This window comes from Capnocytophaga endodontalis (genome assembly GCF_002209445.1).
Taxonomy (GTDB): Bacteria; Bacteroidota; Bacteroidia; order Flavobacteriales; family Flavobacteriaceae; genus Capnocytophaga; species Capnocytophaga periodontitidis.
Window position 1 is genome coordinate 2,077,965 of record NZ_CP022022.1, and the last position, 19,809, is coordinate 2,097,773.

Sequence of the window (19,809 nt, forward strand, 5' to 3'; positions counted from 1 at the left end):
AAAACTATTCCTTTTCTTCTGTATTTTCTTGAGCTGTTTCAGCTAATTGTGTTTTTTGTAAATGTTTCAGTTCTCGAAGTTTATTTTCCCACGTTTTAAGAGCCTCTTTTTGATTATTGATGTTCTTAATCACATCACGTACCAATGGATTCTTTTCATCAATATTACCAAAGAAAGCTAAATTATTTTCCAATTGTAATACTTCCGATTTGAGTTCCTCAATACGACGTTTTACAAAAATCACCTCATTGTTGAGAGAATTCTCATTATCATCATTGATAAGTCGTTCCAATTTATTGTTGTACTTAATAATCTCAATTTCTTGTTTATCAAAATTGAGTTTTTTGTACAATGCATCGATTATTTTGTGGAATTTGATATCGATAGTTCTCTTAGAATGATGAGTAGTTCCTAAAGCATTCCATTCATTCACAAAATTTTGTAAGGTTTCTATTTCCCTATCTCTATCAGTGCTTAATTGGTATTCTTTCAGTTTGTCCAAGAAAGCTTTCTTTTGCTCAAGAGCATTATTTTCTTTATTCTTAGAATGTTGGATTGCTTCTGCCAAACGAGTAAAATAGGTGTCACAAGCCTTTTTGAACTCTTTCCAAATTTTTTCGGTATTTCTAAGAGGTACACTTCCTATTTCTTTCCACTCTTTCTGAATATTTTTCATCAATTCAGTAGTAGTTTCCCAGTCAGTGCTATTTTGGTTTGCTTTAGCTATTTCTACTAAAGCTAATTTTTTGGTTAAATTTTCTTGTTGTTCTTTTTTAAGAATTTTGTAGAACTGGTTTTTCTTTTTGTTGAAGCTTCGCAAAGCTACATTAAAAGCTTTCCATACTTCATCAGCTTGTTGCAAAGGTACTTTTCCTACATTTAGGAAGTTTTGGCGCAATTCTTCTACTTGTTTAGAGAGTTGCTTCCAAGCATTATGTGTAGTAGGTTCTTTTTCTCCTAATTTTTTAATACGTTCAATAATGCTTTGTTTTTTCACAGCATTTTCCTCATATATTTTATCTAAATTTTTGAGGTAATATTGGCGTTTGTCGTGTATTTTTTTTGTCAGTTCGCTGAAACGTTGCCATATACTCTCACGGTGTTCTTTATCTACAGGGCCTATTTCTTCCTTCCAAATACGATGTAGCACTTGTAGCTCACGTGAGGCAAGTAGTGCATCTACATCATCTTGAGCGAGAGCTTCAGCTCGTTGAATGATTTTTAATTTTTCTTCCAAATTGCGTTTGAAGTCAATATCACGTAAATCTTTACTTAGGTGGATATAGTCATAGAAATTTTCTACGTGGTGGTGGTAGGTATTCCACAAGTCTTCATAATCGGCGTTAGAAACAGCTCCTGCTCTGCGCCAGCGTTCTTGCAATTGTTGGAATTGCTTAAAAGTTGTGCCTATGTGTTCCTCTGTTTTGATAAGGTTTTTTAGTTCTTCTATAATTTCTCGGCGCTTAACAAGGTTTTCCTTATGAGTTTTTTCCATTTCCTTGTAGTACTGATTGCGCTTTTCACGATAGTTATTGAAAGCTGTATAGAACTCCTTATAGATAGGAATTTCATAAGAAAAGTTATGAAGTTCACCTTCATCGGCAATAAACTCTTCTCTTTTCTCTTCTACCAGCGCATCGTACTTTTTATCAAATTCATAGCGGATAGCATCCACTTGTTTTTTGATAGCTTGAGTTTTCTCGGTAAGGAGCAGTTCTTTCAACTCTTTAGTCAATTCACTAAGAGACATTGCTTCATAATTTACAAATGAAGCTTCTTCTAAACGATTGTCCTCTATGGCTAATGTGTTTTTTTCCTCTGACATATCTAAGATTTAAATACAACTATTGTTTAAAAACGCTACTAAATTACAACAATATTTTGAAATACCTACTTTTTTTTGAAAATATTTTCACTTTTATTCTCTATAATAAACATAAGTAGTTTATTATCAGTATTTATTAAGGGAGATTTCTTTAAGATTCTCTATAAAAAAATCTACTTCTTCTATTGTATTAAATGCTGAAAATGAGAAGCGCAACGAAGGATATTGTAGTGCTTCTTTTGGCATAAAAGCCGATAATACGTGTGAAACTTGCACGCTACCACTTTGGCAAGCACTTCCTTTTGAGCAGGCAATACCTTTTAGATCTAACTGAAAAAGCAAAGTGTTATCTTGCTGTTGTAATGTAGGAAAGCCTACATTCACTATAGCATAACTACTTTCCTCTAAACTCTCTGATGTCCCGTTGAATACTATCTCAGGAAAATGATGTTTGAGTTGATGTATAAAATATTGTTTCAAGTTTTTGAGTTTTTCAGTATTCTCTTCTAAATTCTTATAACACAAGCTAAAAGCTACTTCCATACCCGCTATATTATGTACAGCTTCTGTACCTGCGCGCAAACCTTTTTCTTGTTCTCCTCCAGTAATACTGCCGTGTAAAGCTATACCTTTTCTGATAAAAGCAAACCCCACTCCTTTAGGTCCGTGAAACTTATGAGCTGAAGCTGTGATAAAATCTACAGGAATCTCTTGTAAGTTAATAGGATAATGCCCTACAGATTGTACTGTATCAGAATGAAAATAGGCTCCTTTTTCTTTGCAAAGTGTAGCAACCTTTTTTAAAGGTAAAATATTTCCTATTTCATTGTTTAGATGCATCAAACTTACTAATACTTTTTTTCCAATATATTGTTCGAGTAAGTTTTCTAAATGTTGAAGATCTATCTCTCCTCTTTCCGTAAGATTCACATAAACTATTTGTATAGGGTATTCCTTAGCTAATACCTCTAAAGTATGTAGTACAGCGTGATGTTCTATAAGTGAAGAAATAACTACTTGTACGTGTAAATCACGTATGCAACTGTGAAGAATAAAATTATCAGCTTCAGTACCCCCTGAAGTAAAAATAATTTCAGAGGGTAAAGCTTTTAGTTCTTTCGCTATTTGCTTGCGACTGTATTCAATAAGTGATTTTGCACCACGCCCTAAGGCGTGAGTAGATGATGGATTACCATAAGTAGTATTCAATACTTCTGTTATCTTTTCTACAACCTCAGGATAAAGGGAAGTAGTAGCCGCATTATCAAAATAGACTTTCATAGTTTTTGAAGGAGAAATTGTTATGCTTTGTTGGAAGTAGTATTATTATTCCTGTTGTTATTATTATTTTTGCGATAATTTTTATTGCGGTTGTTGTTATTTTTATTTCCTAATCCTTTTTTCTGTTTAGAAAGGAAAAGTCCTACTATAAAAGCTAATATAGCGACTGTAAAAGCACACCAGCAAGCTTCATTACACATAAAAGAAGAGTTAAATAATGGAGCTATTAACAAGCCTGCAAATACGTATTTAGAAACGTCTAACAAAAAATCTGAAATTCTTTTTTTCATTCTTTATTTTTAATAATTTTCGGCAAAGATACAACTTTTTATCAAAATGGAAATAATAGTGGTAAAACAAATACCATTACAATCCCCATAATAATTTGTAACGGTAAGCCTACTTTTACATAATCGGAAAATGTATAACGTCCTGCCGACATTACTAAAGCATTGGGTGGAGTAGAAAATGGTGAAGCAAAACACATACTCGCTCCTACAGCTACTGCAAACATAAATGCTTGAGGTTGTAAACCTAACGATAAAGCTGTTTTCATAGCAATAGGTGCTAAAAGTACTGCTGTGGCTGTATTACTAATAAACATCGTCATTAATGAAGTGGTGAAATATACCCCTGCTAATAGTATATATGGACTTTTATCGCCTAAACTTCCTACTAATGCATTAGACACTAAAGCAGATACTCCTGTTTTTTCTAAGGCTAATGCCATTGGCAACATACCTGCTATAAGCACAATACTCTCCCAGTTAATTGTTTTGTAAGCTGCTTCGATATTGCGTAAAGCTCCTGAAATAACCATTAGAAGAGAGGCTATAAGCACAGCTGTTACAGGAGCTATAGGAATAAAATCGAACATCATCGCTACTACCATTGCTACCATTATCAAGGCTGCTATAGGAGCTTTATGAGTGAGGGTTACTTTCGATGCTTCGGCAAGAGGTTGACCTAATACTACTAACTGACTTCTTTCGGCATCTAACTTGGCTATATGATCCCAAGTTCCTTGTACTAATAATATATCACCTGCGTGCATCTTTTCGTCTTTCAAGTTTTGTAAAATATAGGTATCCTTACGTTGAATACCTAAGATATTAAGCCCAAAGTGCTCACGCAGTTTGCTATCACTAACACGAGTATTTACTAATTTAGAAGCGGGCATTATCAACACTTCAGCTATCCCTATATCGTGAAAGTGTAATTCATTAGGTAAGCGTTGTTCAGGATGGTGTGTATCAAGGAAGTCCAAATGATTTTCGGTATTCATTTGTTCAATTGACTCAAAATCACCTCGTAAATAAAGAATATCTCCTTCATAAATTACAGTATCAGCATTTACAACCTCCTGATTACCTGTTTTAAAGAAAGGGTTATTAGAAGTAGGCTTGCGCCTAATTTCTAATACTGAAATATGATAACGTTGTGAAAGGTTTATTTCTTTAAGTGTCTTTCCTTTGAATAAAGTGTTTTCGCTTACCAATACGCGATATAAGTTCTTAGATAATTGATATTCACCTACTAAGTCACTCAGAGATTTTCCTCCCTTGCCTTTGTCACTTCCTCCTTCTCCTTTCTTAGTTAAAAAGATTTTAGTAATAGGTATCAATATTAACATCCCAACTAATAAACATATCAATCCTACAGGGGTGAATGAGAAAAAAGTGAGTTTGTCATAGCCATTTTTCACTAACTCTCCATCGATTACTAAGTTAGGAGGTGTACCGATGAGCGTCATCATACCGCCCATACTACTGGCAAAAGCCATAGGCATCAGCAATCTACTACTATTGATATTACCACTCATCGCCATACTCACAATAATAGGCATCATCAAGGCTACTGTGCCTGTATTGCTTACAAAAGCTCCAATAAAAGCTGTAACAAGCATCACCAGAACAAGGAGCTTCACCTCACTATTACCTGCTAAACGCAAGATTTTACTGCTCATCATCTTTGCCAATCCCGTTTGGAAGATAGCACCTCCTACTACAAAAAGCCCTATCATCATCACCACTACTTTATCCGAAAAACCTGACAAGGCTTGTTCGGGTGTAAGGATACCAAAAAGTACTAAAAGCACTAAGGCACACATTGCTACCAAATCGGAACGGACTTTACCGCTCATAAAAAACAAGGCTGATATAAAGAGAATGATGAGTGTTGTGTACATAACAAATTAAATGATTAATTCGACAAATCTACACTATAATTACTTGGCTCAAAAGTTACTGAAACGTGTTCTTGTAAGGAAGTAGATAATGAAATACCTTTAAAATCAGCTTTTATAGGATAATCTTTATGATTGCGATTCACTAACACTGCTGTTGTGAGTCGTTTTAGAGGTACTTCTAAGAAGTGTTTCACTCCATAGATAAGTGTACGTCCTGAATTGAGCACATCATCTACCACTATCACTGCTTTATCAGTATATTGTTCAGCAGGAATAGAAATCGTAGTACCTATCAATGGATTTTTTTTATCCATTATAATTTGGCATAAAACCACTTTTAAAGGTGAAATACCTGCCAATGCTACTGCAAGTTTCTCTGCAAATACATATCCATTGCCATTGATACCTGCTAACACGATTTCCTCTTCATTAAGATGTGTTTCATAAATTTGATAAGCAATGCGCCTTATCTTGTGTTCAATATCGGCGTGATTTAATATTTGTGTCATATACATATAATTTATTAAAGGCGACAAAGTTACAAACTATTTCCATAAAAAGCAAGATTTTTTATCTGAACTTCTATCATTTATCATTTATTTTGTACATTTGCCTCACCAATTATTTATCATTATGTTTATAACAGAACGTCTTCTAACTTTAGCTGATATTCCTTACCGCGATTTTACAGCTAAACTTATTCCTACCATTGATAAAGAATGTATCATTGGAGTACGAACCCCAGCAATACGCTCTTTAGCTAAAGAATTACTAAAACAACAACCTAAGGAGGCTATGGTTTTCTTAGAAAAACTGCCTCATTATTACTACGAAGAGAACAATCTGCATGCCTTTATCATAGCACAAATAAAGGATTTCGAAAAGACTATGCAGTACACTACACAATTTTTACCATATATTGACAATTGGGCTACTTGTGATATTTTTGCCCCTAAAATTTTCTTGAAATACCCTGAAGAGGTGTTGAGTTATGTTCAACAATGGCTCAAAAGTAACGAAACTTATACGGTGCGTTATGCTATTGGAGTATTACTCTCTAATTACTTAGATGAGCATTTTAAAACAACTCATTTAGATTGGGTAGCTGCCATACGTTCAGAAGAATATTACATCAATATGATGATAGCGTGGTATTTCGCTACAGCTTTAGCTAAACAATACAAGACTACTATCCCTTATATAGAAGCTAAAACACTTACGCCTTTTGTACAAAACAAAACCATACAAAAGGCGAGAGAGAGTTTGCGTATTTCAGCTGAAACAAAAGAATATTTACTTCAATTTAAATTGCCAAATTGAAAATTATTCAAACATACTAAACACACAACCTCCATATTTTTTAGAGGTTACAAAGTGAGGTAAATTTGAAAGGTCAGTACGAGAAGAATGTTCTATAATGAGAGTACCATTTTCATTGAGAAAATCTCTTTCAAAAATAAGTTCGGCAATCTCAGTAAATTTTTCTATAGGAAGTTCATAAGGAGGGTCAGCAAAAATTACATCAAAACGCTGTACAGTGCGTTTGAGGTATTCATACACATCAGCTTTGAGCACTGTGATAGGATAGTCAAGCTCACGTGCTGTTTTGTTAATAAACTGCACGCAACCACTATGACTATCCACTGCAATAAGTGAAGGACACCCCCTGCTAGCAAATTCATAACTGATATTTCCTGTACCCGCAAAAAGGTCAAGTACTGAAAGTTCATCAAAATAGTAATAGTTGTTAAGAATATTGAACAAAGCCTCCTTGGCAAAATCGGTCGTAGGTCGAACAGGGAGTTTGGCTGGAGCTATCAGTTGTTTACCTTTATTTTTTCCTGAAATGATGCGCATTTTTTATTAATTATATCAGGCGACAAAAGTACTAAAAAATACGAATACATACAAATTGCTTGTGCATTCAATAAAAAGTTGTACTTTTACGCCCTCAAAACTATCACTATATGATTGCTTTAAATTTTATATGGAATTCTAATGAGATTCTCGCTACTATAAACTTACCTATTGTAGGCTCATTTTCTCTTCGTTATTACAGCTTAATGTTTATCGTCGCTTTTAGCTTGGGGTGGTATCTGACTAAAAAAATATACCTCAACGAAGGTAAAACTATACAACAGCTTGATACTTTATTTGTCTATACAGCAGTTGCTACCTTAGTAGGTGCACGCTTAGGTGATTGCTTATTTTACAATTGGGATTATTTCAAAGACCACTTGCTCGAAATCTTTTTACCTATTAAAGAGAAACCCGGTGGCGGTTGGGAACCTACAGGCTTTTCAGGTTTAGCAAGTCACGGAGCTGCCATAGGGATTATTATCGCTATGATACTATATGTACGTAAATATAAAGATATCAGTCTATCATGGATATTAGACCGTGTAGTAATTCCTATTACTATTGGAGGAATGTTTGTACGCTTTGGGAATTTTTTCAATTCTGAAATCAATGGTAAAGAAGTAAGTGACACTTTTCCTTTAGGGGTCAAATTTGTACAAGGAGGAGCTATCTCTCCACGCCAAGCAATGGAAATCACTCAACAATCTGACCCACAATCGGCTTACCAACTCATTGCTCACGACCCACGTTTCTCCGAAATATTAGCTTCCATTCCTTATCAACACCCTGCACAACTATATGAAGCCTTTGGTTATTTCTGTCTGTTTTGGGTATTGTGGTACGTGTATTGGAAAACTAACAAAAAAAATAAACCCTACTTTATTTTCGGTCTTTTCTTAATAGCTTTGTGGAGCATCCGTTTTGCGGTAGAATTTGTAAAAGAAAGTCAAGGAGGATTTGAAAGTTCTTTAGGTTTACTTTCTACAGGTCAATGGCTGAGCATTCCATTTATCATAGCAGGCTTTTATTTACTATTTAGAAAAACACAAAAAGTATAATTATATTCAAAAACAAAAATGCAATTTTTTAGAAAACACTTTGTAACAGTAGCTTTAGCATTAGTTGCCTTAGCTGCAATCGCTCTCATTTTGCCTCGTTTTTTTGGCAGTAATAAAACTGAACAAATCGTAGAGATTACTCCTGATGACATTCAGTTTACTAAAGATGGAGAGCTTTCTATTTTCAAAAACGATTCTCTTATCCAAACCATTGATGTAGAGTTTGCAAAAAATGAAATGGAACGTTCCTTAGGATTGATGTATCGTTCTTCAATGGATGAACATCAAGGAATGTGGTTTATATTCTCTGAAGAAGCACCACGCTCTTTTTATATGAGAAACACTGAAATTTCTTTGGATATTATCTATTTAGACAAAGATAAGAAGGTAGTAAGTATTGCTAAAAACGCCCGGCCATACGATGAAACTTCTTTACCTTCAGAAAAACCTGCGATGTATGTACTCGAAATTAATGGAGGTTTAGCCGATAAATGGGGAATTGATAAAGGTGATAGGGTAGAAGTAAAATAAACCTTTACGATGGAAGAAAAAGTAATATTAGTAGACGAACAAGACAACCCTATAGGCTTGATGGAGAAGCTTGAAGCACATCAAAAAGCACTATTGCATAGGGCTTTCTCTGTATTTATACTTAACGATAAAGGGGAGATTATGCTGCAACAAAGAGCTGCTAATAAGTACCATTCTCCTAATTTGTGGACAAACACTTGTTGCAGTCATCCACGTGAAGGAGAGACTACTATTGAAGCTGGTAAACGCCGATTACAAGAGGAAATGGGATTTGTTACAGAGCTTAGTGAAGTGTTAAGTTTTATTTACAAAGCTCCTTTTGACAATGGGCTTACTGAACACGAACTCGACCATATTCTTATAGGTTATTACAACGATTCACCTATTATTAATCCTGACGAAGTATCCAATTGGCGTTGGAAATCTCCTAAAAACATCAAAGCTGATATTACAAAATTTCCTCATCAATATACTGAATGGTTTAAGATTATTTTTGATAAATTCTACGATCAGATTAGTCAATAAAAAAGGGATGATTAATCATCCCTTTTTTAATAACTCTATTGCGTGGTTTCGTGCTGAAACTCCACTATTTTTACCTTCTAACATTTCTGATAGTTCAGTAATACGTTCTTCTTCAGTGAGTAATTTCAAATGTGTTGTAGTCATGCCATTCTCATCTTCTTTAAATACCTTAAAGTGATAATTTCCTTTAGCAGCTATTTGCGGTAAGTGAGTAATTGCAAATACTTGTCGGTTTTTACTCATCGCTTTCATTATATCACCCATTTTCTGAGAAATTTCTCCAGACACTCCTGTATCTATTTCGTCAAACATTATAGTAGGCAATGCAGTATGCTCTGCCATAATAGCTTTTACTGCTAACATTATACGTGAAAGTTCCCCTCCTGAAGCTACTTTTTTCAAAGTACCAAAGTCTCCACCTTTATTAGCTGAAAATAGAAATGATAGCTCATCATTACCATTAGTAAAGAAACTATCAGTAGCTTTGAGTTCTATGGCAAATTTACCATTTGGCATACCGAGTTCGTGCATAAAGTACGTAAGTTTCTCATCTAAAGCAGGAATTACCTTTTCACGTGCATTGTGAATCTCGGTGGCTTTCTCAAGGGTAGCAAGCTTTTGAGCTTCTACTACTTTTTGCTGTTGATTGAGATCTATATCCACACTTTCAGTTTTAGACACAGCTTGTTCTAATTCCTTCTGAATTTTAATAAGTTCAGCAACTGTAGTTACTTTGTGTTTCTTTTGAAGTGCATATATTTTGTTGAGTTGAGCCGATATTTCCTCCAAACTCTCAGGATCAGTTTCTATATTTTCGTCTATATAGGCTATTTCACTGTTCAAATCTTCGAGTTCTAAAAATGCTGATTCTATACGTTCATAGAGTTCTCTGTATTGCTGTTTGTATTCTGCAAGATTAGAAAATGCGCGCTTGAGTTCACGTAATTTATTGAGTATCCCTACCTCTTCATCATTAAGCAACTGTATACTTTCTGCTACACTTTCTTTTATATCTTCTATATTTGAAGCTTCTTGATAACTCTCTTCTAATTCCTCCAAAATGCCTTCTTCTAATGTAACTGATTTAAATTCTTTTAATTGGTGTAGATTATAATCATATTCCTTAGTCGCATTTTTTTGAAATTCGATAAGTTCTTGTAATTTTTTCTGTTCCTTTTTTAATAATTGATGAAGCTGTGAATATGCTGTAAGAAGTGCTTGATCATCAGCCATAGTATCAATAATTTCAAACTGAAAAGAAATATCGCTCAAGGCCAAAGTTTGATGCTGAGAGTGAATATCTACCAAAAGTTCTCCTAAACGAGAAAGTACTTCTAAAGTAGCAGGAACATCGTTTACAAAAGCCCTTGATTTACCTGAAGGGAGTATCTCTCGACGAATAATTGTTTGTGAATCATAGTCAAGATCTAATTCGTTAAACAACGATTGGAAGCTGTATTTTTGTAGTGAAAATTCTGCTTCTATTACACATTTTTCATCTTTATTACGAAGGGAAGCCATATCGGCACGTTTCCCTAAAATAAGAGAGAGAGCATCAAGCATAATTGATTTACCTGAACCTGTTTCACCTGTGATAATAATAAAACCTTCAGGAAAATCTACTTTCAAGTCATCTATAAGAGCATAGTTTTTTATAGAAAGAGATGTGAGCATAGTCGTTATTTAATTTCTCCCCATTTGGCACCTTGGGTAGGGGCTAATTTTTGTAAGGTTTCTTTTAGTTTTTTAGTATCTACCATTACTCCACCTGCAAAAATAGCTGCAATTTCGTCAGTTTTTGCATTAAAAAAGAGTGTCATTGCATAGGAATTAAGGCGAAGACTTGGTATTTTATCTAATAATAAAATAGCAGTTTGAATTGTTTCTTTAGCTTGTTTTTCATTAGAACTCATTTGGTCTAAGCCTAAACGGTGGTATTGGTATAGAGTTTTGTGGTAATCGTCATAATTCTCAGAAATAAGTTCATTTATAAGTGAAAACCGATTATTTCTGCCATTATCTCTCCATCCTTCATAGCCACTATTTTGTCCTAAATTAGCAATCTGTTTGGCTTTGATAAAATAAGGATACCCTCCTTTTTCTGAAAAAGTATCAGCATCAAAGCCTAATAACAAATAAGCATAGTAAGCAACTACTGAAGTAAGATTAGACTCAAAAGTACTTTCATTAAATGAAAGTGGTGCAAATTCTTGATATTCAAAAGATACTTCTTTATCTTGCAAGTTAAAAATAGGTGATTGATAAGCACTATTGTACACAGGTCGCGACGATTGTACCAAAAGAGTAGCCTCATAACGTGTATTTTCAAACTTAGTAATCACCAATGTAAAACTACAACGCAATCGCTCGTTTTCACGCACCTTTATATCTGTCCATCGCGTTTGATTGATAAACTCTTGCAATGACTTTTCTAAAGTTTTGAATACTGAACGATTACTCAAATTCACTTGCTGTGTATTTACTGTTACTATAGCATTGAGCTCTTGTGAATGAGTAAAAACACAACTGAATAATACAAAAAAGAATAGTATTTTTTTCATCAAATTGTTTTTAATAAGGAATTTCTTCTGTGATTTCAAGTCCGTAGCCTGACATACCTACATAATTTGACGCATTTTTAGAATTGCTAAGCAATCGCAATTTACGAATACCTAAATCATTGAGTATTTGAGCTCCCATACCTATATCTTTAGTGTCTTTATCTATTTGAGGTAGAGGATTTCCTTTTTGGTTTTCCTTCATTTGAGTAATATGTTGTAATAGGTTCTGAGAATACCTTTCTTTATTGATTACAATTACAGCACCTTTGCCTTCCTCGTTTATTTTCTTAAAGATGCGTTCTAATGGATTATCTTTATCACCTGCTAACACTTCTAAAATGTCATTACTAATAAACGAAGCATGTACACGAGTGAGAACAGCTTCATCATTTTTCCAAGTGCCTTTTGTAAAAGCCAAATGGATTTGTTTGTTAGTAGTTTGCTCATAAGCACGCAAGCGAAATTCTCCATAAGGAGTTTGCAATAAGAAGTCTTCTTTTTTTACCACTAAAGTATCTTTGCGCATACGATAGGCAATGAGGTCTTCTATAGATATGATTTTAAGATCAAACTTTTTAGCTACTTCTACCAATTGAGGTAAGCGAGCCATCGTACCATCTTCATTAAGTATTTCTACTAAAATACCTGCAGGATAAAGCCCTGCTATACGTGTGAGGTCTATAGCAGCTTCAGTATGTCCTGAACGGCGTAACACACCTCCTTGTTTAGCACGGAGTGGAAATATATGACCTGGGCGTCCTAAATCAAATGGTTTAGTTTCAGGATTTACCAATGCTTGGATAGTTTTAGCCCTATCGAAAGCTGAAATACCTGTAGTACAACCATTTCCTTTCAAATCCACTGATACAGTGAACTGAGTTTCGTGTAGTACGGTATTGTTCTGCACCATCATTGGTAGGTCTAACTCTGCACATCGTTTTTCAGTAAGTGGCGCACATACTAATCCGCGACCGTGAGTAATCATAAAGTTAATCATTTCTGGAGTTACTTTCTCAGCTGCTGCTATGAAGTCTCCTTCATTTTCACGGTTTTCATCATCTACTACAATGATTACTTTTCCTTTTTTTATATCCTCTACAGCTTCTTCTATGCTGTTTAGTTTAAAATTATTCATTTTTTATATAATATATAACTTAACTTTAAAAGTTGATAGTGATATGTTTGATTTTTGCGCTCTCTTCTATATCGCCCTTAGAGATATTATCAGCAAGACCGAAAGCAGTTTTGATTGCAGTTTTATCGAATGTAAAATAGAAATTTTGACCTTTAGGAGTAACGAGCACACTACTAATAGAGGGTTGTATTTCTAAATCAGGGTATTTATCTTTCACATCTTTGAAAGTACTCTCTAATGATATACCTTTTTCAGTAGTGTACAAAGGAGAGAGTACTAGCACGCTCTCTATCACTTCTACGCCTTTTTCATTGGTAGTAGGTGTGATTTCAAGAAGTTCTTTACCATCCTTGCTAAGGATTGTAATACGCTCAGAACTTGCATAACGCAACTCTCCTTCCACATTAGAATTTACAATTGAATCTTTAGCAAAAATAGAATCTAATTTTTGTATAGGTGTATTTTTTTGAAGTACCCCTATACTGTTATTAGTAATGAGAAAATTATTTTTGCTGTTGTTACAAGCAGTAAGCCCGATCAAGGCTATAGCGGTGATGATAAGCTTTTTCATTATTTTTTGATAATTTTGTTCAATATTCCTAATACACCTCGTATAAAGGTAGCACTGGTTACCATTTTTACTAATGCGTTTTGTCCTGAGCGTTTTGCTGGAGCTTTAGAATTGTTGTTTGATGATGTTTTTTCTACTTTCTCTGCTCTATCAGCTTCTTCTTTTGCTGCTTTTTGCTTTTGTTCTTCCTCGTGAACTTCTTCAATTTTTTTATTGAGTAACTCATAAGCACTTTCACGATCGATAACTTCGTTGTATTTGCGTACCAATTCAGAGTTATTTACAAGGTTTTCTATTTCGGTATCGGTAAGTATATCCATTCTACTCATAGGAGCACGCATCATTGTGGCTACCAAAGGTGTAGGGATTCCTTTTTCGTTTAATGCAGTCACTAAAGCCTCTCCCGTACCAAGTGTTGTAAGAGTTTCTGTAGTATCGTAAAATTCTGATGAAGGATAATTTTCAGCGATTAGCTTAATAGCTTTACGATCTTTAGCTGTGAATGCACGAAGTGAGTGTTGTACTTTCATACCTAACTGTGAGAGCACTGCATCAGGTATATCTGTTGGATTTTGAGTACAAAATATCAATCCTACACCCTTAGAACGTATGAGTTTTACAATATTTTCTAATTGGTTGAGAAGGGTTTTTGATGCTTCATTGAAAATAAGATGTGCCTCATCTATAAAGATAACCAATTTTGGTTTCTCCATATCACCTACTTCTGGGAAAGTAGTGTATATCTCGGCTAACAGACTCAACATAAAGGTAGAAAACATCTTAGGACGATCTTGTATATCAGTAAGTCTAATGATATTCACATAGCCTTCACCTTGGTTGTTTGTACGCAATAAGTCTTGAGGGTCAAAACTGCGCTCTCCAAAGAAAAGATCAGCACCTTGATGTTCTAACTCTACTAATTTACGCAAGATTGCACTGGTAGAGGTTTTAGAGATAGAACCATATTCTTTTTCAAAACTTGTTTTGCCCTCTTCAGTAGCATATTGAAGAATTTTTTTGAGATCTTTGAGGTCTAAAAGAGGTAATGCGTGGTCATCACAGTATTTGAATACAACTGCGAGAACGCCCTCTTGTATATCGCTTAGGTCTAAGATACGTGAGAGCAATACAGCACCAAATTCTGAAATAGTAGCGCGCATACGCACTCCTTTCTGAGCTGAAATAGTAAGTAATTCGGTAGGAAAAGCTTGTGGTTGAAAATCTAATCCTATTTTTCCTAATCGTTCTAAAATAAAAGGTTTTACTTCACCCGATACTGCAATCCCACTGAGGTCACCTTTCAAGTCCATTAAAAGTACTGGAACACCTTTTTTAGAAAGGTTTTCAGCAATTACTTGTAGTGTTTTAGTTTTCCCTGTACCTGTAGCTCCTGCAATAAGCCCGTGGCGGTTTAAAGTTTTTAAAGGTAGTTTTACTAAAGCATTTTCAATAGGTTGCCCTTCGTATACTGCACCACCTAAGATGATGGCATCACCTTTAAAGGTATAGCCGTTAGTAATAGTTTCTCTAAAAGATTCTATATTAGTCATTTCATTTAATTATCTAAAGCGTTTCAAGCGACAAAGATACATACTTTTATCGAAATATACAAATTTTCCTTATTTTATTCTTGATACCGTAATGCCGTCACGAATAGGCAATAACACTGTCTCCATCCGTGGATCATCTTTTAACTTCTGATTATATATCATTAGTGCTTGAGTATGCTTATCGTTGTGTTTTACTTCTTCTACTACCTTACCACTCCACAACACATTGTCCGAAAGAATGATGCCACCTCGGTTCATTTTTTCGATAACCAAATCAAAATAAAGACTGTAGTTTTGTTTATCAGCATCAATAAAAACAAGGTCAAAAGTAGTGTTGAGAGTAGGAATAATATCGGCAGCTTTACCGAGATGTTGTACTATTTGACTTCCATAGCCACTACGGTCAAAAAATTCACGTTGCAAGTCGATGAGTTCTTCTTTGATATCAATAGTATGTAGTACTCCATTCGTTGATAATCCTTCTGCCAAGCAAAGGGTAGCATAGCCCGTATAAGTACCTATTTCCAAAATAACTTTAGGCTGTACTAACTTAGATAATAAACTGAGAAAACGCCCTTGTAAATGCCCACTAATCATTCGTGGTTGGAGTACACTAAGGTGTGTACGCTTACTGAGTTCTTGCAACAAAAGAGGCTCATTATCAGTATGTTCGTTGGCATAATTTTCTAAATCTTCTGATAAAAAGTGCATTAGCAAAATATTTTTTAGGGCAAAGATAGTAATAATATTAGAAAATATTGTAATTTTGGGCGCAAATTCACGACTATATGAAAGCACTCGTTATCATTGATGTACAAAATGACTTTATGCCTACAGGATCTTTACCTGTGAAAGAAGGAGATCAAATTATACCTTTTATCAATGCAGAAATGCAGAAAGGTTATGACCTTGTAGTTGCTACTCAGGATTGGCACCCTGCTACCCATAAAAGTTTTGCAAGTCAGCATAAGGGTAAAAAGCCTTTTGATGTAGTTCAGTTAAATGGTATAGAGCAAATACTGTGGCCAGACCACTGTGTGCAAGGGACTTTTGGTGCTCAACTACATAAAGACCTCGACATAAGACCTATATCAGCCATTTTTAGAAAAGGAATGAACCCCGAAATAGATAGTTACAGTGCTTTTTTTGATAATAACAAACTTAATAATACGGGCTTGCACGGCTTTTTGCAGGACAAAAGTATTACAGAACTCGTATTTTGTGGTTTAGCAGGTGATTTTTGTGTAGCTTATAGTGCCAATGATGCCAAAGCCTTGGGCTACAAAGTAAATTTGTTTGACAAAGGAATAAGATCTATTAATTAAGAAATGGCTCAAATAATTTCATATCAGAGAGAAGGTGCAATTGTATATGTACAAAAAGGTGCTGAATGTGATCCTTCTTTACTGGATAAACCAAGAATATGGATAGACTTTAATACCCCTTGGGAGGATTTATATTTCCTATCACAAGCTGATATAAAAACAGATTCTAATGGCAATGAAATAAGCTTGAAAGAAGGAATGCAAGTTTCTGTTTTTGATTTTGACTCTGATGAAAATAATAATCCAGATAATCTATTAGCTGATGGTATTGTAGTTTTGAATGAAACAGGAACATATACCAATACGAAATGGCTTATAAAAGTACTTCCTAATGAAAAATATGGGAAATACTATTGGGTATCAGATACTAAAAAGTAAAAAATGAATTGTATAAAATGAAATATATCACCTACATACTATCAGCCTTACTCCTTGCAAGTTGCGAAACTCATTTTTTTTCGTCTCCTGAGAAATATGAAACTCCCTTTGAAAATAAAGATGGTTTAAAAAGCTCTTCGTATGAGGAAGTGATTGATTATTACAAACAACTTTCGCAAGACTTTGCTTCTATATCTTTCAAAACAATGGGACAAACTGATAATGGTGTACCCTTGCATTTGGTGATATACAGCCCTGATGCTGAATTTAACTTCAATAAATACCGCAAAGAACGAACTATTATCTTCATCAACAATGCAATTCACGGCGATGAACCTGACGGAGTGGACGCTACGATGTTGCTTTTCCGTAATTTAGCCCAAAATGAAATCAAACTTTCTGGGAATGTGATGGTAGTAACCATTCCTGTCTATAATATAGGAGGAATGCAAGAAAACAGGAAAGAGAGTGCTGCTCACTATAATTTAGACAACGATTTTGTAAAAGCTGATGTAGAAAATACTTTATCTTTCGCTAAAATCTTTCAAGAAATACAACCCGATATTTTTATAGACAACCAAGTAAGCCGAAAAGAAGAGTATCAATACACTCTTAGCTACTCATTTTCTAACAAACAAAAGTTAGGAGCTTTCTTAGGAGGGTATATTGAAAATGTATTGACACCACGCCTTGCTGATACCCTCCTGAATAGAAGTGATATTTTCAAAAAAGATACACTTCACAAACCTTTTCGACGTTTAATTGTTGATGATACTATCGGCAGAGCAAACAATGCTATTGGCTATGCTTCACTTTGGAATTGTATAGGTATTCGCTTAAATACTCATATATTTCAATCGTATAAACAACGGGTAGAAGCTAACTATGAAACTATGAAAACTATTATAGAAGTTGCCGATGCTGATAATCAGTATATTAAACAACTAAAAATAAAACAAGCTCAGACATATGCTAAAGAAGTATCATCTGAATACTACATAATTCCCAAAGCGTGGCAACAAGTAATTGCACGACTCAACGCTCACAATATAGAAATGAAAGAGCTCACAAAAGATACTTTGATGAATGTAAATTATTATCAAATAGAAGACTTTAAGACTATAACACATCCATTTGAAGGGCATTATTTACATTATGACACCCAAGTAAGTAATCATAAAGAAAAAATGCAGCTTTACAAAGGTGATTATGTGGTACCTACTTCACAGTTTGCCAAACGATATTTGTTAGAAACCTTGGAACCTACTGCTGCTGATTCTTTCTTCAACTGGAACTTTTTTGATAGTATTTTTGGAGAAGGAGTACAAGAAGAAAATAAAATTATTTATCCAATTTACCGAAAAGAGTAATAGTATTATGAAGAACATAACTAATTATTTTATCTTCTTATGTTGTATCTTACTGATTTCTTCTTGCAAACAAAAATCTAAAGAAGAAACCTCAGAAAAGGAACTGTCTACCTCTATTTCTGATACCATTTCTCAAAAAGAACAACTTTCTTGTGAAGAATGGCTTACAAAAGTGATGCGCTCTTCAAATTTTATTCCTTTAGCTGAAGTATCTATTGCCGATTGTTATCTCTATATAGATGAAGCAGAGTTAGATAACATTACTATGTGCGTATACCTTCCTACTGATGGAGATAGCAAGACAATGCCTATAGGTTGGTTGCAATTGAATGTTACTGAGAAGAAACTTTATGATATTTTTTCAGATCCCGATAACCCTAAAGAGCTAAAGTTTAACACTTCTTTGTTAGACCAATACGATTTTGAAACATTTTGTGGAGTATCATCTCAAATAGAAAAGAAAGTTAATGAAAAACGCAAAAATTGTAAAGATATAGCTAACCATCATAATTTCACTTTTACTACTATATGTGAATACCCTAATGTTACAAACTTTACTGCCTTATATGATTCTCTTAGAGCAGTTGAAAAAGATCAGAATTTATTAAAGAAATTACCAAAAAAAGATACATTATTCACTAAAAATAAATCTATAGAAATTAAATATCGATTGTATAAAGATAGTATAACAGTGAATATGCTCTGGATTGAATCAGCAGGAAGTATTGATTACAAGATTTATAAAGAAGGAAATAAAGGAGTTACTCTAACAATTAATGCTCCAGATTAATAAAATACGACCTTATAAAATATCTGACTTATATGAAACAATTATTATTTATTTTATGTATTTTACCAGCTCTTACTGTAGCACAAAACTTAAGCGTAATGACTTACAATATTCGCTATGACAACAACTACGATGGTATAAACTCTTGGACAGAAGGCAATAGAAAAGAAAAGGTATTTACCATTATCAACGATGCAAATCCTGATATCTTTGGGGTACAAGAAGCCTTAGCTCATCAGCTTAAATTTTTGGAAGAGCGTTTTCCTACTTATCAACGTGAAGGTGTGGGACGTGATGATGGTAAAGAAGCTGGTGAACACTCAGCTATCTTCTTCAAAAAAAATCGTTTTGTCTTACTTGATAAAGGTAACTTTTGGCTCTCTCAAACACCTGATGTTCCCTCCTTAGGTTGGGATGCTACTTGCTGTAATCGCATCTGTTCTTGGGTGAAACTCAAAGACAAAAAAACGACCTTTTGGGTATTCAATCTTCATTTTGACCACGAAGGTAAAGTAGCTCAAATACAAAGTGCTGACTTAGTTTTGCGAAAAATCAAAGAAATTGCCAAAAATGGGAAAGTTATTTTAATGGGTGACTTCAATCTTCCTACTGAACATCCTGCTGTACAAAAGATAGCAACACAGCTGTATGATACTCAGTTATCTCCCACTAATAAAACACCTAATATGGGTACTTTCAATGCCTTTAAAACCGATGAGCCACTGAAAGGACATATAGATTTCATTTTTACAGAAAAATCTATTAAAATCAAACAATACAAAATTATAGAAACCCGCATCGATGGTCTCTATCCCTCTGACCACTTACCTGTATGGGTACAATTACAACTAAAATAAAATA

General features: G+C 34.3%; 21 protein-coding genes. 9 read left to right on the forward strand and 12 right to left on the reverse strand.

Annotated elements, in window-relative coordinates; genetic code table 11:
• Positions 1-4: 4 nt before the first annotated feature.
• From CBG49_RS09305 to CBG49_RS09325, 5 genes are all read right to left on the reverse strand, one after another.
• Positions 5-1,825, reverse strand: coding sequence for a DUF349 domain-containing protein (locus tag CBG49_RS09305; RefSeq protein WP_088594276.1), 1,821 nt, complete (start codon positions 1,823-1,825; stop codon positions 5-7).
• A 126-nt stretch (positions 1,826-1,951) separates the two neighbouring features.
• The gene (locus tag CBG49_RS09310) at positions 1,952-3,106 is read right to left on the reverse strand and encodes a cysteine desulfurase family protein (protein WP_088594277.1); all 1,155 of its coding nucleotides are present in this window, start codon (positions 3,104-3,106) and stop codon (positions 1,952-1,954) included.
• Positions 3,107-3,126: 20 nt separating this feature from the next.
• Positions 3,127-3,396, reverse strand: coding sequence for a DUF6722 family protein (locus CBG49_RS09315; protein WP_088594278.1), 270 nt, complete (start codon positions 3,394-3,396; stop codon positions 3,127-3,129).
• Between the two features lie 41 nt (positions 3,397-3,437).
• Positions 3,438-5,294: an SLC13 family permease gene (locus CBG49_RS09320; protein WP_088594279.1), complete on the reverse strand. Its 1,857-nt coding sequence runs from the start codon at positions 5,292-5,294 to the stop codon at positions 3,438-3,440.
• Between the two features lie 14 nt (positions 5,295-5,308).
• A complete protein-coding gene (locus CBG49_RS09325; RefSeq protein WP_034555991.1) occupies positions 5,309-5,803 on the reverse strand; it encodes a phosphoribosyltransferase family protein in 495 nt (164 codons plus the stop codon).
• Between the two features lie 124 nt (positions 5,804-5,927).
• Here CBG49_RS09325 and CBG49_RS09330 point away from each other — a divergent pair, with 124 nt between their 5' ends.
• The gene (locus CBG49_RS09330; protein ID WP_088594280.1) at positions 5,928-6,614 is read left to right on the forward strand and encodes a DNA alkylation repair protein; all 687 of its coding nucleotides are present in this window, start codon (positions 5,928-5,930) and stop codon (positions 6,612-6,614) included.
• 3 nt (positions 6,615-6,617) lie between these two features.
• Here CBG49_RS09330 and CBG49_RS09335 read toward each other — a convergent pair whose 3' ends face one another.
• Complete coding sequence (locus CBG49_RS09335) at positions 6,618-7,151, reverse strand: RsmD family RNA methyltransferase (protein WP_088594281.1); 534 nt, start codon at positions 7,149-7,151, stop codon at positions 6,618-6,620.
• A gap of 110 nt (positions 7,152-7,261) precedes the next feature.
• Between CBG49_RS09335 and lgt the strand changes: the two genes are divergently transcribed.
• From lgt to idi, 3 genes are read left to right on the forward strand one after another with little or no spacing between them, the layout of a single operon-like run.
• Complete coding sequence (gene lgt, locus CBG49_RS09340; RefSeq protein WP_088594282.1) at positions 7,262-8,212, forward strand: prolipoprotein diacylglyceryl transferase; 951 nt, start codon at positions 7,262-7,264, stop codon at positions 8,210-8,212.
• A gap of 18 nt (positions 8,213-8,230) precedes the next feature.
• A complete protein-coding gene (locus tag CBG49_RS09345) occupies positions 8,231-8,743 on the forward strand; it encodes a DUF192 domain-containing protein (RefSeq protein WP_088594283.1) in 513 nt (170 codons plus the stop codon).
• A 9-nt stretch (positions 8,744-8,752) separates the two neighbouring features.
• On the forward strand, positions 8,753-9,268 hold the full coding sequence (gene idi / locus CBG49_RS09350; protein WP_088594284.1) for an isopentenyl-diphosphate Delta-isomerase: 516 nt from the start codon (positions 8,753-8,755) through the stop codon (positions 9,266-9,268).
• Positions 9,269-9,283: 15 nt separating this feature from the next.
• Here idi and recN read toward each other — a convergent pair whose 3' ends face one another.
• From recN to CBG49_RS09380, 6 genes are all read right to left on the reverse strand, one after another.
• A complete protein-coding gene (gene recN, locus CBG49_RS09355) occupies positions 9,284-10,942 on the reverse strand; it encodes a DNA repair protein RecN (RefSeq protein ID WP_088594285.1) in 1,659 nt (552 codons plus the stop codon).
• A gap of 5 nt (positions 10,943-10,947) precedes the next feature.
• Positions 10,948-11,829: a type IX secretion system protein PorD gene (gene porD, locus CBG49_RS09360; protein ID WP_193433062.1), complete on the reverse strand. Its 882-nt coding sequence runs from the start codon at positions 11,827-11,829 to the stop codon at positions 10,948-10,950.
• A gap of 10 nt (positions 11,830-11,839) precedes the next feature.
• Positions 11,840-12,964, reverse strand: a complete 1,125-nt coding sequence (gene ribB / locus CBG49_RS09365; protein WP_009751131.1) for a 3,4-dihydroxy-2-butanone-4-phosphate synthase — start codon at positions 12,962-12,964, stop codon at positions 11,840-11,842.
• 25 nt (positions 12,965-12,989) lie between these two features.
• Positions 12,990-13,535 (reverse strand): hypothetical protein, encoded by a 546-nt coding sequence (locus tag CBG49_RS09370; protein ID WP_088594286.1) that lies wholly within the window; start codon positions 13,533-13,535, stop codon positions 12,990-12,992.
• On the reverse strand, positions 13,535-15,085 hold the full coding sequence (locus CBG49_RS09375; RefSeq protein ID WP_088594287.1) for a helicase HerA-like domain-containing protein: 1,551 nt from the start codon (positions 15,083-15,085) through the stop codon (positions 13,535-13,537). Before CBG49_RS09375 ends, CBG49_RS09370 begins: the two co-directional genes overlap by 1 nt.
• A 69-nt stretch (positions 15,086-15,154) precedes the next feature.
• Positions 15,155-15,796 carry an O-methyltransferase gene (locus CBG49_RS09380; RefSeq protein WP_088594288.1) on the reverse strand — a complete coding sequence of 214 codons (642 nt, stop codon included), beginning with the start codon at positions 15,794-15,796 and terminating at the stop codon, positions 15,155-15,157.
• Positions 15,797-15,873: 77 nt separating this feature from the next.
• On the opposite strand from CBG49_RS09380, the gene pncA reads away from it, so the two are divergent.
• Genes pncA through CBG49_RS09405 form a run of 5 tightly spaced genes read left to right on the forward strand, consistent with a single transcriptional unit; the run spans position 15,874 to position 19,805 of the window.
• Positions 15,874-16,410 (forward strand): bifunctional nicotinamidase/pyrazinamidase, encoded by a 537-nt coding sequence (gene pncA / locus CBG49_RS09385; protein ID WP_009751127.1) that lies wholly within the window; start codon positions 15,874-15,876, stop codon positions 16,408-16,410.
• Between the two features lie 3 nt (positions 16,411-16,413).
• Positions 16,414-16,788: a hypothetical protein gene (locus CBG49_RS09390; RefSeq protein WP_088594289.1), complete on the forward strand. Its 375-nt coding sequence runs from the start codon at positions 16,414-16,416 to the stop codon at positions 16,786-16,788.
• A 17-nt stretch (positions 16,789-16,805) separates the two neighbouring features.
• Entirely contained in the window at positions 16,806-18,158 is a 1,353-nt protein-coding gene (locus CBG49_RS09395) for a M14 family metallopeptidase (RefSeq protein ID WP_088594290.1), read from the forward strand.
• Positions 18,159-18,165: 7 nt separating this feature from the next.
• Positions 18,166-18,948, forward strand: a complete 783-nt coding sequence (locus CBG49_RS09400; RefSeq protein ID WP_227002864.1) for a hypothetical protein — start codon at positions 18,166-18,168, stop codon at positions 18,946-18,948.
• 32 nt (positions 18,949-18,980) lie between these two features.
• Complete coding sequence (locus CBG49_RS09405; RefSeq protein ID WP_009751123.1) at positions 18,981-19,805, forward strand: endonuclease/exonuclease/phosphatase family protein; 825 nt, start codon at positions 18,981-18,983, stop codon at positions 19,803-19,805.
• The last annotated feature ends 4 nt before the right edge of the window (positions 19,806-19,809 follow it).